This is a genomic window from Pseudomonas bharatica, assembly GCF_048586865.1.
GTDB lineage: Bacteria > Pseudomonadota > Gammaproteobacteria > Pseudomonadales > Pseudomonadaceae > Aquipseudomonas > Aquipseudomonas bharatica.
The window spans coordinates 222,174-235,886 of the sequence record NZ_JBMAWR010000005.1 but is presented as its reverse complement, the minus strand read 5'-3'; the positions used below and the strand labels follow the sequence as shown (position 1 = coordinate 235,886).

10 protein-coding genes and 2 pseudogenes are annotated in these 13,713 nt (G+C 65.2%); 9 read left to right on the top strand and 3 right to left on the bottom strand.

From position 1 onward, the window contains the following. Positions 1-31: 31 nt before the first annotated feature. Positions 32-334 carry a hypothetical protein gene (locus ACKLLE_RS09140; RefSeq protein ID WP_009404403.1) on the top strand — a complete coding sequence of 101 codons (303 nt, stop codon included), beginning with the start codon at positions 32-34 and terminating at the stop codon, positions 332-334. Further along, the gene (locus tag ACKLLE_RS09135) at positions 313-1,083 is read left to right on the top strand and encodes a YkgJ family cysteine cluster protein (RefSeq protein WP_420057686.1); all 771 of its coding nucleotides are present in this window, start codon (positions 313-315) and stop codon (positions 1,081-1,083) included. The genes ACKLLE_RS09140 and ACKLLE_RS09135 overlap by 22 nt, the downstream gene beginning before the upstream one ends. Before the next feature lie 7 nt (positions 1,084-1,090). Here ACKLLE_RS09135 and ACKLLE_RS09130 read toward each other — a convergent pair. Then, positions 1,091-2,113 (bottom strand): annotated as a pseudogene (locus tag ACKLLE_RS09130) (methyl-accepting chemotaxis protein); the annotation flags it as partial. 279 nt (positions 2,114-2,392) lie between these two features. Further along, positions 2,393-2,674 (bottom strand): annotated as a pseudogene (locus ACKLLE_RS09125) (PAS domain-containing protein); the annotation flags it as partial. Positions 2,675-2,906: 232 nt separating this feature from the next. Between ACKLLE_RS09125 and ACKLLE_RS09120 the strand changes: the two are divergent. The 7 genes from ACKLLE_RS09120 (at position 2,907) to ACKLLE_RS09090 (ending at position 13,067) form a co-directional block, all read left to right on the top strand. After that, positions 2,907-4,082 carry an efflux RND transporter periplasmic adaptor subunit gene (locus ACKLLE_RS09120; RefSeq protein ID WP_420057684.1) on the top strand — a complete coding sequence of 392 codons (1,176 nt, stop codon included), beginning with the start codon at positions 2,907-2,909 and terminating at the stop codon, positions 4,080-4,082. After that, positions 4,079-7,195 carry a multidrug efflux RND transporter permease subunit gene (locus ACKLLE_RS09115; protein WP_420057682.1) on the top strand — a complete coding sequence of 1,039 codons (3,117 nt, stop codon included), beginning with the start codon at positions 4,079-4,081 and terminating at the stop codon, positions 7,193-7,195. Before ACKLLE_RS09120 ends, ACKLLE_RS09115 begins: the two co-directional genes overlap by 4 nt. 9 nt (positions 7,196-7,204) lie before the next feature. Continuing rightward, complete coding sequence (locus ACKLLE_RS09110) at positions 7,205-7,879, top strand: heavy metal response regulator transcription factor (RefSeq protein ID WP_009404408.1); 675 nt, start codon at positions 7,205-7,207, stop codon at positions 7,877-7,879. Continuing rightward, positions 7,854-9,236 carry a heavy metal sensor histidine kinase gene (locus ACKLLE_RS09105; protein ID WP_420057681.1) on the top strand — a complete coding sequence of 461 codons (1,383 nt, stop codon included), beginning with the start codon at positions 7,854-7,856 and terminating at the stop codon, positions 9,234-9,236. Before ACKLLE_RS09110 ends, ACKLLE_RS09105 begins: the two co-directional genes overlap by 26 nt. A 246-nt stretch (positions 9,237-9,482) precedes the next feature. After that, complete coding sequence (locus ACKLLE_RS09100; RefSeq protein WP_420057680.1) at positions 9,483-9,707, top strand: hypothetical protein; 225 nt, start codon at positions 9,483-9,485, stop codon at positions 9,705-9,707. Positions 9,708-9,961: 254 nt separating this feature from the next. After that, complete coding sequence (locus tag ACKLLE_RS09095; RefSeq protein ID WP_420057711.1) at positions 9,962-11,248, top strand: OprD family porin; 1,287 nt, start codon at positions 9,962-9,964, stop codon at positions 11,246-11,248. 310 nt (positions 11,249-11,558) lie between these two features. Beyond that, positions 11,559-13,067 carry a sensor domain-containing diguanylate cyclase gene (locus ACKLLE_RS09090; protein WP_420057679.1) on the top strand — a complete coding sequence of 503 codons (1,509 nt, stop codon included), beginning with the start codon at positions 11,559-11,561 and terminating at the stop codon, positions 13,065-13,067. Positions 13,068-13,141: 74 nt separating this feature from the next. Here ACKLLE_RS09090 and ACKLLE_RS09085 read toward each other — a convergent pair whose 3' ends face one another. Then, positions 13,142-13,612, bottom strand: coding sequence for a ferritin-like domain-containing protein (locus ACKLLE_RS09085; RefSeq protein WP_064302716.1), 471 nt, complete (start codon positions 13,610-13,612; stop codon positions 13,142-13,144). Positions 13,613-13,713 lie beyond the last annotated feature (101 nt).

Sequence of the window (13,713 nt, the reverse complement as noted above, 5' to 3'; positions counted from 1 at the left end):
GCACTCAGCCCCCAGAGGAGCCACTTCCCTCATGAAAGCCGCCATCCTCAGCCTGCTTCTGCTTGCCCCTCTCGCCCACGCTTCCAGCGACCAGGCCTGGGCCGAGCACGACAAGCAACTGCTGCGCGCCTGCACCGCGGCCAGCCAGCTCAAGGACGTCCGCGCCCTGGGCAAGAGCGCCGAATTCGATGACCGCAGCGGCTATTCTGCGCTGCTTCTGCAGGGCCGCTACCCGCAAAAGCACATGAACAACCGCAAGGGCACCGAACTGTGCCTCTACGACCGGCGCCAGAAGAGCGCCTACGTCACTGAATGGACCCCAGGGAAACCGTGAACAGCGCCTCCGATACCACCCGCTTCCACTGCACCGGCTGCGGCCGTTGTTGCACAGGCCACCATGTCCCCCTGACCCTGGGCGAAGCGCAACAGTGGATCGATGACGGCGGCCAGGTCATCGTGCTGGTCGAGGCCTTCCTCGCCAACGGCATCGGGCTGCCCGCCGAACAACAGGACCACGCCCGCCGTCGCTCCTGCGCCGTGCCCTGCGGCGACACCGAGGCGTATGTCGCCATCACCTTCGCTGCCTTCAATCCGGGCCCGTGCCGCAACCTCGACGCCGAGCTGCGCTGCATGATCTACGAGCGACGCCCGCTGGTCTGCCGCATCTACCCGATGGAGATCAATCCGCATATCCCGCTGCGCCCGCAGGCCAAGGACTGCCCGCCGGAAGCCTGGGAAGACGGCGAGGTGCTGATTCACCGCGAGCGCGTGCTGGATCCGACGCTGATGGAACTGATCGAACGCTCGCGCCAGGCCGACCGCGACGATATTCGCAACAAGGCCTTGATCTGCCAGCGCCTGGGCATCGACACCAGCGCACTGAAAGGCAACGGTTTTACCGCCTACCTGCCGGACACCGGCGCGCTGCGCCAGGCCATGCGCGATACCGCCGCCGACACCGAGGCGGCTCTCGCCGAGTGGATCCTGCACGTGGAAGATGGCGACCTTGCCGGAAAACTCGGCTCGGCAGGGGCCAGGGTCACCGGCACCAGCGCCGGACACTACAGCTTCATCGGGTTCTGATCCGGCATTACTGGCGCCGGCACCAGAACTCTTCGGCCAGGCGGCGCAGGTCTTCGGCGAGCCCGGCCACGTCGCTGGCCGTGGAATGACCGCGCTGGCCCGCCGTGACGCTTTGCTCGCTGGCCTGGCGGATGCTGATGATATTGCGGTTGATGTCTTCGCTGACCAGGCTCTGCTGCTCCACCGCAGAGGCGATCTGCAGGCTCATCTCGCTGATCTGGTTGACCCGCTGGCTGATGCCGTGCAGCGCCTGGGTGGCGTGCTGGGCCTGCTCGACGCTCTGGCCGGCATGGTCGCTGCTCTGCTGCATCGCCTGCACTGCATCCCGGGCGCCGTTCTGCAGCATGGTGATCATGCGCTGGATCTCACCGGTCGATTGCGCGGTGCGCTGGGCCAGGCCGCGGACTTCATCGGCCACCACTGCAAAGCCACGCCCGTGATCCCCGGCCCGCGCCGCCTCTATCGCTGCGTTCAGGGCCAGCAGGTTGGTTTGCTCGGCAATGCTGTGGATAACCTCCAGCACGCCGGAAATCTCTTCGCTGTGGTTTTCCAGGGTGTGGACAACGTCGGTCGCCTCGGCCAGGACACCCGCCAGTTGCAGGATGGTGCTACGGCTCTGGTCTACCAGTTGATGCCCGACCTGGGTCTCGCCTTCGGCCTGGTCCGCCGCCTTCGAGGCCTGTTGGGCACTGTTGGCGACCTCGGCGACTCGCGCCGCCATGCGGTTGATCGCTTCGGCGACCTGGTCGGCATCGCCCTGCTGGCCGAGGGTGGTGGTATGGCTGTGTTGCAGATGGCTGGCCAGCTCGGCGGTATGCCCGGCCAGGCGCCTGGAGGTGTCGCCGATGCGCCCGACCACCGCGCCGATCTGCGCTTCGAGCATCTGCAGGGCGAACTCGACCTGCCCCACGGTATCGCGACGGCCGGTGTACAGGCGCTGGCTCAGCGGGTTGTCGGCGATGTCACGGGCGCGTGCGCCAAGGCGCTCCAGCGGGCTCAGGGTCCGTTTGATCATCAGCGCGGCAAGTCCGGCGAACACTCCCCACTGCGCTACGGCCCGCCCGGGAAACTCCGGCAGCAGAAGCTCGCTGCCGCCCATCACCACGGCCAGCAATGCGCCCAGGCCCAGGGACAGGCGCGTGCCCATGCCCAATGCCGGCAGGCGCTCCGCCAGGCTGCGCTGGCCACTGCGCAAGCGCGCGTAATACCGCTCGGCCGCGTCGATCTGCGCCGCGCTCGGCTTGGTCCGCACCGACTGGTACTCGACGGTCTGGCCATGGCTGGTGATCGGCGAAACGAAGGCGCTGACCCAATAGTGATCGCCGTTCTTGCAGCGGTTCTTGACCAACCCCATCCACGAGCGTCCCTTCTTCAGGGTCTGCCACATATGTTCGAAGGCCGCCGGTGGCATGTCCGGGTGGCGCACGATATGGTGCGCGCTGCCGATCAGCTCCTCGCGGGAAAACCCGCTGATGCGGATGAACTCGTCGTTGGCGTAGGTGATGGCACTCGTCAGATCCGTGGTGGACAGGATGTTCGCATCCACGGGGTAATCCACATTTCGACCGGTCACAGGCAGATTGCTCTTCATCGAGAGGCGCTCGTCGTTCGGATGGGGGTATGAAAGCAGGGCGCAGATACTACGTTTGGCCCCTTGACGGAAACTTGACCCAGAGCAGCATTAAGGCCTATCGCCATCACCGTCCATCCGTAACGATCCGTAGCTGACATTCGTGACAGCCAGCCGTCACGGTGGCGACCCGTTCTGTCCTATATAAGGGTATGCAGCCCTTACTCTTCACTCCTGTCGGCGCCTTTGACGCATGCGAATCTCCAGCCCTCGAACGCTGCTTGTCCTCCTGGCCATCGTCCTCCTGGCCGGCGCCGCATGGTTCGTCAACAAGCGCCCGCAGGCGGCACGCCCCATGGCCTCCAGCGCCATCCCGGTCAGCGTGATCGCCGTGCAGCGCGAGGATGTCCCGCGTTTGCTCAGCGCCATCGGCACCGTGCAATCGCTGCACAGCGTGGTGATCCGCCCCCAGGTGGAGGGCGTGCTGACGCGGATCGCGGTGCAGGAAGGCCAGGAAGTGCACAAGGGCGACCTGCTGGCGACCCTCGATGACCGCGCCATCCGCGCCAGCCTCGACCAGGCCCGCGCCCAGCTTGGCCAGAGCCAGGCGCAGTTGCAGGTGGCGCAGACCGACCTGAAGCGTTATCGCCTGCTCAGCGAAGACAACGGTATCTCGCGCCAGACCCTCGACCAGCAGCAAGCGCTGGTCAACCAGCTCCAGGCCACGCTGCTCGGCAACCAGGCGAATATCGCCGCGGCCGAGGTACAACTGTCCTATACCCGGATCCTGTCGCCGGTCAGCGGCCGGGTCGGCATCCGCAACGTCGATGAAGGCAACCTGGTGCGCAGCACCGACACCCAGGGCCTGTTCAGCGTGACCCGCCTCGACCCGATCAACGTGGAGTTCTCCGTCCCACAGAACTGGCTGCCGACCCTGCAACAGCTCACCGCCAGCCGCGAGGCCGCGCCGATCAAGGCCTATCTGGAAGGCGACGGCGACACCGGCGGGCAACTGCTCGGCGAAGGCCGCCTGAGCCTGATCGACAACCAGATCGCCGCCGGCACCGGCACCTTGCGCGCCAAGGCCACCTTCGCCAACCCCGATGCACGCCTGTGGCCCGGCCAACTGGTGACCCTGCGGGTGCAGACCGGCATCGAGCGCGATGCCCTGGTGGTTCCGCCGGGCGTGGTGCGCCAGGGCGTGGACAAGCACTTCGTCTACCGCATCGCCGGGGACAAGGCCGAGGCGGTACCGGTCAAGGTGACTTACCAGGACAGCAAGCTCAGCGTCATCACCGGCGTCGAGGCCAACGACCGCCTGGTCGCCGACGGCCAGTCGCGGCTCAAGCCCGGCGCCACCGTGGAAATCCTCGAGGCCAGGCCGGCCAGCGAGGATGTCGCCCGTAGCGAAGCGAGCGTGCAACCATGAACGCGGCCCTGCCCGGCGGTCGCGGCGGTATCTTCGCCTGGTGCATCGAGCGTCCGGTCGCCACCCTGCTGCTGACCTTCGCCCTGGTCCTGCTCGGGGCCATCGCCTTTCCGCGCCTGCCGGTGGCGCCGCTGCCGGAGGCCGACTTTCCGACCATCCAGGTCACTGCCAACCTGCCCGGGGCCAGCCCGGAAACCATGGCCTCGTCGGTCGCCACGCCGCTGGAGGTGCAGTTCAGCGCCATCCCCGGCATGACCCAGATGACCTCCAGCAGCGCCCTCGGCTCCACCAGCCTGATCCTGCAATTCACCCTCGACAAGAACATCGACACCGCCGCCCAGGAAGTCCAGGCGGCAATCAACACCGCCACCGCGCGCCTGCCCCAGGACATGCCGAGCCCACCGACGTGGCGCAAGGTCAACCCGGCCGACAGCCCGGTGCTGATCCTCACGGTCAGTTCCGAGCACATGCCGGCCAACGAACTCAGCGATTACGCCGAAACCCTCCTGGCCCGGCAATTGAGCCAGATCGACGGGGTCGGCCTGGTCAACATCACCGGCCAGCAACGCCCGGCGATCCGCGTCCAGGCCCAGCCGGACAGGCTCGCCGCCCTCGGCCTGACCCTGGCCGACCTGCGCCTGGCCATCCAGCAGACCAGCCTCAACCTGGCCAAGGGCGCACTCTATGGCGAAAACAGCGTGTCCACCCTGGCGACCAACGACCAGCTGTTCCACCCCGAGCAATACGCGCAACTGATCGTCTCCTACCGCAACGGCGCGCCGGTCCAGCTCAAGGATGTGGCCAAGGTCATCAGCGGTGCGGAGAACGCCTACGTCAAGGCCTGGTCCGGCGATCAGCAGGGCCTGAACCTGGTGATCTTCCGTCAGCCCGGGGCGAACATCGTCGACACCGTGGACCGGGTCAACGACGCGCTGCCGCGCCTGGAAGAAATGCTCCCGGCCACGGTCAACGTCTCGGTGCTGCAGGACCGCACCCAGACCATCCGCGCCTCGCTGCACGAGGTGGAACTGACCCTGGCCATCGCCGTGCTGCTGGTGATCGCGGTGATGGCGCTGTTCCTGCGGCAGTGGTCGGCAACCCTGATCGTCTCGGCGGTGCTCGGGGTCTCGCTGGTCGCCAGCTTTGCCTTCATGTACGTGATGGGCTTCAGCCTGAACAACCTGACCCTGGTGGCGATCGTCATCGCCGTGGGCTTCGTGGTGGACGACGCGATCGTCGTGGTGGAGAACATCCACCGGCACCTGGAAGCAGGTGACAGCCGTCGCGAGGCGGCGATGAAGGGCGCGCGGGAGATCGGCTTCACCGTGGTGTCGATCAGTTTTTCCCTGGTGGCGGCCTTCATTCCGCTGCTGTTCATGGGCGGGGTGGTCGGCCGGCTGTTCAAGGAATTCGCCCTGACCGCCACCTCGACCATCCTGATCTCGGTGCTGGTGTCCCTGACCCTGGCGCCGACCCTGTGCGCCCTGTTCATGAATGCTCCGGGCCACGACAAGGAGAAGCAGCCGGGCTTCGGCGAACGTCTGGTCGCCGCCTATGAACGCCTGCTGGACAAGGCCCTGGCCCATCAACGCTTGATGCTCGGCGTGTTCTTCCTCAGCACCGCGCTGGCAGTGGTGGGCTATGTGCTGATTCCCAAGGGTTTCTTCCCGGTGCAGGACACCGGTTTCGTGCTCGGCACCAGCGAGGCGGCAGCGGACGTTTCCTACCCGGACATGATCGCCAAGCACCAGGCCCTGGCCGACATCATTGGCGCCGACCCGGCGGTACGCGCCTTCTCCCACTCGGTGGGCGTCACCGGCAGCAACCAGACCATCGCCAACGGACGTTTCTGGATTTCCCTCAAGGACCGCGGCGAGCGCGACGTGTCCGCCAGCGAGTTCATCGACCGCCTGCGGCCGAAGCTGGCGAAGGTCCCCGGCGTAGTCCTTTACCTGCGCGCCGGCCAGGACATCAACCTGAGTTCCGGCCCCAGCCGCAGCCAGTACCAGTACGTGCTCAAGAGCAACGACGGCCCGGCCCTGAACCTGTGGACCGAACGCCTGACCGAACGGCTGAAGGCCAACCCGGCGTTCCGCGACCTGTCCAACGACCTGCAATTGGGCGCCAGCGTCACCCGCATCGAGATCGACCGCAAGGCCGCCGCGCGCTTCGGCCTGACCACTGCGGATGTCGACCAGGCCCTCTACGACGCCTTCGGCCAGCGGCAGATCAGCGAATTCCAGACCGAGACCAACCAGTACAAGGTCATCCTCGAACTGGATGCGCGCCAGCGCGGCCGCGCGGAAAGCCTGAATTACTTTTACCTGCGCTCGCCGCTGAGCGGTGAAATGGTCCCGCTGGCGGCGCTGGCGAACGTCCAGGCGCCGAGCACCGGCCCGCTATCGATCGCCCACGACGGCCTGTTCCCGGCGGCCAACCTGTCGTTTAACCTGGCGCCCGGCGTCGCGCTTGGCGATGCCGTGAGCATCCTCGAACGGACCCAGCGCGAACTGGGCATGCCGGCCTCGATCAGCGGCACCTTCCAGGGCGCGGCCCAGGCCTTCCAGAGTTCGCTGTCGAGCCAGCCATGGCTGATCCTCGCCGCGCTGGTGGCGGTGTACATCATCCTCGGCGTGCTCTACGAGAGCTTCGTGCACCCGCTGACCATCATCTCCACCCTGCCGCCGGCCGGCCTCGGCGCCCTGGCCCTGCTCTGGCTGTGGGGGCAGGACTTCACCATCATGGGCCTGATCGGCGTGGTGCTATTGATCGGCATCGTCAAGAAGAACGGCATCCTGCTGATCGACTTCGCCCTGGACGCCCAGCGCAACCAGGGCATGAGCGCCGAGGAAGCCATTCACAAGGCCTGCCTGACGCGCTTCCGGCCGATCATCATGACCACCCTTGCCGCCCTGCTCGGTGCCGTGCCGCTGATGCTCGGCGCCGGGGCCGGCGCCGAACTGCGCCAGCCGCTGGGGATTGCCGTGGTCGGCGGGCTGCTGGTCAGCCAGGCCCTGACGCTGTTCACCACGCCGGTCATATACTTGGCCCTCGAGCGCCTGTTCCACCGCCGCCAGCGCCCCGCCCCGGCGCCCCGGCCGATTGCCCACTGAGAGCCGACCATGCGCGTGCTGATTATCGAAGACGAAGAAAAAACCGCCGACTACCTGCACCGCGGACTCACCGAGCAGGGCTTTACCGTGGACCTGGCGCGGGACGGCATCGAGGGCCTGCACCTGGCGCTGGAGGGCGATTACTCGGTGATCGTCCTCGACGTGATGCTCCCGGGCCTGGACGGCTACGGCGTGCTCCGTGCCCTGCGCGCGCGCAAGCAGACCCCGGTGATCATGCTCACCGCCCGCGAGCGGGTCGAAGACCGTATCCATGGTCTGCGCGAAGGCGCCGATGATTACCTGGGCAAGCCGTTTTCCTTCCTCGAACTGGTCGCCCGCCTGCAGGCCCTGACCCGGCGCAGTGGCGGCCATGAACCGGTGCAGATCCAGGTCGCCGACCTCTGGGTCGACCTGATCAGCCGCAAGGCCAGCCGCGCCGGGCAGCGCCTGGACCTGACCGCCAAGGAATTCTCCCTGCTCAGTGTCCTGGCCCGGCGCCAGGGCGAGATCCTGTCGAAAACGGCGATCGCCGAGCTGGTCTGGGACATCAATTTCGACAGCGACGCCAATGTCGTCGAAGTGGCGATCAAGCGCCTGCGGGCCAAGCTCGACGGGCCGTTCGAGAGCAAATTGCTGCACACCATCCGGGGAATGGGCTATGTCCTGGAAAACCGTGCGGGCTAACTCCCTGGCGCTGCGCCTCAGCGCCCTGTTCACCGGGGTCGCGGCGCTGGTGTTCGTGCTGATCGGCTGGGCGTTGTACAAACAGGTGGACCGCAGCCTCGACCTGCTGCCCTCGGCCGAACTGGAGGCGCGCTACAGCGTGCTGGAATCCTCGCTGATGCGCTTCGGCAACCAGGAACACTGGGGCAAGGTCACCCGCAAGCTCGACCTGCTAAGCGAGGAAGACCGGCGCATCCGCTTCTGGGTGGTGAGCAGCGACAGCCGCTACGAATATGGCCAGCCGGACGCGGTGATCCGGCATATCGCCGAGGGCCGTCCGGGGATGCGCGACGTCTACCTGGCCGACAGTCCGTACCCGTTCAAGATCATGCTCAGCGAACTGCCGGCACTGGAGCAGCGCCCGCCGCTGCGCTTCCTCATCGGTATCGACACCGACACCTTCTGGAATACCCAGCGCACCCTGCTGATCGCCCTGGTCAGCCTGGCCGTGGTCGGTGTGCTGCTGGCCTCGGCGCTGGGCTACTGGGTAGCACGGATAGGCTTGCGGCCACTGCGCCAGCTTTCCGACGAAGCCCAGCAACTGGCACCGCCGCGGCTTAGCGGGAGGTTGCGGGTCTCGGCGCTGCCGCCGGAGCTGGAGCAATTCGCCCAGGCCTTCAACGCCGCGCTGGAGCGGGTCGACCAGGCCTACTCGCGGCTGGAGGCCTTCAACGCCGATGTTGCCCACGAACTGCGTTCGCCGCTGACCAACCTGATCGGCCAGACCCAGGTCGCCCTCACCCGCGGGCGCAGCGCCGAACATTACTTCGAAGTGCTGCAATCGAACCTCGAGGAGCTGGAGCGGCTACGCAGCATCATCAACGACATGCTCTTCCTCGCCAGCGCCGACCAGGGCAGCAAGGCCACGGCGCTGATCAGCACCTCGCTGGCCGAGGAAGTGGCGACCACCCTCGACTACCTGGACTTCATCCTCGAAGACGCCCAGGTGCGCGTCGAAGTGACCGGGGACGCCCAGGTGCGGATTGAAAAGGCCCATCTGCGCCGGGCGCTGATCAACCTGATCAACAACGCGGTGCAGCACACCGGGGCGCAGCAGGTGATCCACGTGAGCATCGACAGCAGCGAGGGGCAAGTGCGCATTGCCGTGAGCAATCCGGGGCCGGCGATCGGCGACGAGCACCTGGCGCGCCTGTTCGAGCGCTTCTACCGGGTGGATGCGGCGCGCAGCAACGCCGGCGGCGGCAACCACGGGCTGGGGCTGGCGATCGTCAAGGCGATCGCCGTGATGCATGGCGGCAGTGTGTTCGTGCGCAGCCAGGATGGCGCCAATACCTTCGGTATTCTCCTGCCCGCCTAAGCGCCGCGAATCCTGTGGGAGCGGGTTCACCCGCGATTGCGGTAGTGAAGTCACCGCCGCAATCGCGGGTGAACCCGCTCCCACAGGGGCCGCGATTTCCTTTCGAAATGCTCTAGCCTGAGCCTGCCAGAAGACTATTACTTAAACAGCAACAGTCCATCTCCAAAACCCATCTTTTTCGTTCGTTTGCTAACGATTATTTTGAGCACACCAAACAGATACTTGCTCTGCAAGAAGGTTGTTCAAATGTCCAACAGCATGGGTATTGCCAGCGTTTTTGTCCTGTCCTCGGTCCTGCTTTCGCCGCTGGCGATGGCTGAAGAATCCCAGGCCTTCGTGGCCCAGACCGCGCGCCATCAAGCTGCCATGGAGCAGTCTCGCGAGGCCTTCGCCAAGCAACGCCAGGACGCTCCGAAAGATTCGGAACAGACCGCTTCCAAGGCCAGCCTGAATGACGCCAGCGACAGCTGATCGCCAGCAACGCCCTCTCGTTTTTCCCTCGACGTTCGCGCGGGTGACTTTTGTCCTGCTGCGTCTGTCATTGAAAGCCGCTGCCCGTCAGCGGCTTTTTTTTGCCTGGTGAAAAGTACCGGAACACAGCACGCCCCCGCACAAGAACAACACCCTCTCCAGAATAAAAACTGCCGCAAAACCACCTCAAGGAGTTCATCAAGGTGATCAAGACCCCAGGTTTGACCCCATTTTTTCTTGCACTGGCTGCAACTATGCCGCTGCAGGCCCAGGCCGAGGAAGAAAGGCCCGAAGGCTTCGTCGAAGGCGCCAGCCTCGATGTGCTGGCACGCAACTTCTATGTAAACCGCAACCAGTTGCTGCCCGGCGTGCGCGATAACCGTGAATGGGGCCAGGGCTTCATCGGCAGGTTCGAATCAGGCTTCACCCAGGGCAGCGTCGGCTTCGGCCTCGACGCCTATGCCATGCTCGGCTTGAAACTGGATGGCGGTGGCGGCACCGCCGGTTCCAGCATCCTGCCGATCAACAGCCCGGGCAAGGAAGGGTATGACTACGGCAAGGCCCCGGACGACTTCTCCAGCGCCGGCGCCTCGATCAAGGTGCGCGCCTTCGACACCGTGCTGCGCGCCGGTGACCTGTTCCTGAGCAACCCGGTGATCGCCGGCGGCGAAAGCCGCATGCTGCCGCAGACTTTCCGCGGATTCAGCCTGACCAACAACAGCATCGATAACCTGATGCTCGAAGCCGGCCAGGCCAGCTTCACCAAGCCGTACAACCAGAGTGGCCACCGCCGCATCGATACCTTCTACGGCAGCCTCGCCGACGACCGCGACAGCCGTCACCTGAACTGGGCCGGCGCCGCCTGGACGCCGCTCGAAGGCTTGAGCAGCAACCTGTACGCCTCCGAGCTGAAGGACATCTGGAACCAGTACTACTTCGACCTCGACTACACCTGGCAGCTCGACGACCTGGTCAGCCTCAACCCGGGCCTGCACTACTACCACACCCAGGACACCGGCGACGCCCTGCTCGGCCATATCGACAACAACACCTACAGCCTGCACTTCACGGTGAATGTCGGGTACCACGCGATCACCGCGGTGTACCAGCGGGTCAATGGCAACACGCCGTTCGACTACATCAACCAGGGCGACAGCGTGTTCCTCGACAACTCGCAGATCTACTCGGACTTCAACGGGCCCAACGAGCGCTCCTGGAAATTGAAGTACGACTACGACTTCGCCGGGGTGGGCGTGCCGGGGCTGACCACATCGGTCTCGTATTCGAAGGGTGAGCTGGACCTGACCAAGGTCGACCCGGCGGGTACCGGGTATGGCCATTGGTACAGTGAAAACGACAAGAATGCCCGGCATTGGGAACGCGACCTGGACCTGGCGTACACCGTCCAGGAAAGCACGCTCAAGGACCTGACCCTGCGCCTGCGCTGGGCCGCGCACCGGGGCAGCCAGGGGTATTCGGCAGTGGATAACGATGTCGATGAATACCGGGTGATTGTCGAGTATCCGGTGAACATCTTCTGATTCATGGCCTCATCGCTGGCAAGCCAGCTCCCACAGGACCCTGTGGGAGCTGGCTTGTCGGACCGCCGAACCGCAGCGATGAGGCCATCAGCCCCGACACATGACCAACAGCCATACATCAGCCCCCACCACTAAATTCTTGTCCTACAATCCCCGCCCCACCTAGAATACCCGCCGCCGCACAGGCCCTTCGTGCGGTAAACCATGGAATTCCTTTACCCGAACCGTCCCCCGGAACAGTCCAGCCTGTCGCCGGCGCACGGCGTTATCCGTTTTCCGGCGCCATCGACGCCCAGGCAACTTCGCGACCATGAACGCGCACATCCCGCCCCCACGCTCCGGCCTGTACCGGAAGCACCCGGAGCTGCTCCTGAACCTGGGCAGTTGCCTTGCCGTGGGAGCGATCATTGCCATCGTCACCTTCCTGTTGATGCGCGAGCGGGCCAGCGTGGAACAGGGCGCCATCCGCTCGGCCGGCAATATCGTCAAGCTGATCGAGACCGACATCGTCCGCAACGTCGAGCTGTACGACCTGTCGCTGCAAAGCCTGATCTGGGCGGTGCAGCATCCAGAGCTGCTGGGCATCCCGGCGCCCATGCGCCAGCAGGTGCTGTTCAACCAGGCCTTCGGCAGCACGGTACGCGGCGATATCCTCTGGCTGGACCAGGACGGCAAGGTGGTCGCCGATTCGGCCAGCATTACCCCGCGCACAGCCAGCTTCGCCGATAACCCGATCTTCCAGGAACATCGGCGCAATCCCGATACTGGCCTGGTCATCAGCCCGCCCTTCAAGGCCCGATCCGGCGATCCGCACTGGCTCGTCAGCTTCAGCCGGCGCATCGACGGCGCCGATGGCAAGTTTGCTGGCGTGGCCATCGGTGCGATGCGGCTCTCGCACTTCAATGACATGTTCAAGCGGCTCGATGTCGGTCACGACAGCTCCATCAACCTGATGAACGTCGAGGGCCGGTTGCTGGCTCGTAACGCCACGGAGCCAAGCGTGCAGCGCAACGAGCAGATCGGTGACAGCTTCGCCAGCCGGCCCAATTTCCGCCGCCTGCTGGCCGAGGGCAACGGCAGTTTCACCGCGTCCTCGGCAGATGACGGCCAGTTGCGCCTGTATACCTTCGCCCGCGTCCAGGGGCTGCCGCTGGTGCTGGTGGTGACCCAGTCGGTAAGCGAGGTCTATGGCGCGTGGAAACGCACCGCGATCCTGGTCAGTACGGCGACGGCGGTGTTGTGCATCGGCATCCTGTGGCTGAGCCAGATGCTCGGTCGCGAGCTGAAGCGCCGCCGCAGCGCCGAGCGCAGCCTGGAGGAACTGGCGGCCACCGACAGCCTCACCGGCCTGGCCAACCGCCGCCAGCTGGACCAGACACTGCGCCGGGAATGGGCCAGGGCACAGCGGACCCAGCGCCCTGTCGCGGTGCTGATGATCGATGTGGATCACTTCCGCGGATTCAACCAGCGGCATGGACATCACGGGGGCGACGAGGCGTTGCGGCGGGTAGCCGGGGCCATCGCTGCCAGCCTGTTGCGCCCGACCGATCTGGCGGCGCGCTATGGCGGCGAGGAATTCGTGGCCGTGCTGCCGGACACCGTTCTGGTCGGCGCACTGATCCTGGCCGAACGGATCCGCCTGAACGTGCGGGCACTGCCGCCCTACGGCGCGGATGAACGTTCGGTAACCGTGAGCATCGGAATCGGGGTGTACGAGCCGGGAACTGCGATGGGCCTGGCGGAAATGATGGCCAAGGCGGACGAGGCGCTGTACCGGGCCAAGAGCAATGGTCGCGACCGTGTGGAAGCCCCCGCATGAAGGTGGGCTGCGCATAGGCCAGCTTCATGCAGAAAAAAGCCCCGCCGAAGCGGGGCTTTTTTTCAGGACCAGGATCAGGACTGGGCGCGAGCGCTGTTGCGCAGCACCTTGACCTGGTCGTGATTGCGCTGCACACCGTGGTACTGGCGCTCGACCAGGCTGTACGAAGCCGATGCCGGAGCGATTTTCGCCAGTTTTTCCAGCGCTTCCTTGTAAGCCTTCAGCGCATGGTCTTCACCACGCTCGGCCTCGTTCAGAACGGCTTCGTCGTCCTTGCCGGTGATCATGGCCTTCAGGTCTACCCAGCGGCGATGCAGGTCGCCGGTCAGGCTGGTGGAGGTTTCGGGATCGCCACCCAGGCTGCGGACATGCTGCTGCAGTTCGGCCGCCGCGCTGGCGCAGTCGCCGGAGCGTTGCAGGAAGTAGGTTTTCAGGTCAGCGCGCTTGATGTCCTCGGCGCAGGTGGCGAAGCCTTTCTCGCCGTCCTTGCTGAATTCGATCAGGTCGTTCAGGACAGAAATGACTTCTTTGTTGGTATCGGTCATGACACAGCTCCTTTTGCATGAGGAAAGATGCAAGGGATATCGCAGGCTTCGTGCCAGCTTCGCCTATTTCATAAAACCCAATAATTTCAATTGGTTAGAAA

Excerpts from the sequence above, each read along its gene's own strand:
- ACKLLE_RS09090 (WP_420057679.1), top strand. The coding sequence starts at position 11,559 with ATGAACGCGCACATCCCGCCCCCACGCTCCGGCCTGTACCGGAAGCAC.
- ACKLLE_RS09095 (WP_420057711.1), top strand. The coding sequence starts at position 9,962 with ATGCCGCTGCAGGCCCAGGCCGAGGAAGAAAGGCCCGAAGGCTTCGTC.
- ACKLLE_RS09110 (WP_009404408.1), top strand. The coding sequence starts at position 7,205 with ATGCGCGTGCTGATTATCGAAGACGAAGAAAAAACCGCCGACTACCTG.
- ACKLLE_RS09120 (WP_420057684.1), top strand. The coding sequence starts at position 2,907 with ATGCGAATCTCCAGCCCTCGAACGCTGCTTGTCCTCCTGGCCATCGTC.
- ACKLLE_RS09115 (WP_420057682.1), top strand. The coding sequence starts at position 4,079 with ATGAACGCGGCCCTGCCCGGCGGTCGCGGCGGTATCTTCGCCTGGTGC.
- ACKLLE_RS09105 (WP_420057681.1), top strand. The coding sequence starts at position 7,854 with ATGTCCTGGAAAACCGTGCGGGCTAACTCCCTGGCGCTGCGCCTCAGC.
- ACKLLE_RS09085 (WP_064302716.1), bottom strand. The coding sequence starts at position 13,612 with ATGACCGATACCAACAAAGAAGTCATTTCTGTCCTGAACGACCTGATC.
- ACKLLE_RS09135 (WP_420057686.1), top strand. The coding sequence starts at position 313 with ATGGACCCCAGGGAAACCGTGAACAGCGCCTCCGATACCACCCGCTTC.
- ACKLLE_RS09100 (WP_420057680.1), top strand. The coding sequence starts at position 9,483 with ATGTCCAACAGCATGGGTATTGCCAGCGTTTTTGTCCTGTCCTCGGTC.
- ACKLLE_RS09140 (WP_009404403.1), top strand. The coding sequence starts at position 32 with ATGAAAGCCGCCATCCTCAGCCTGCTTCTGCTTGCCCCTCTCGCCCAC.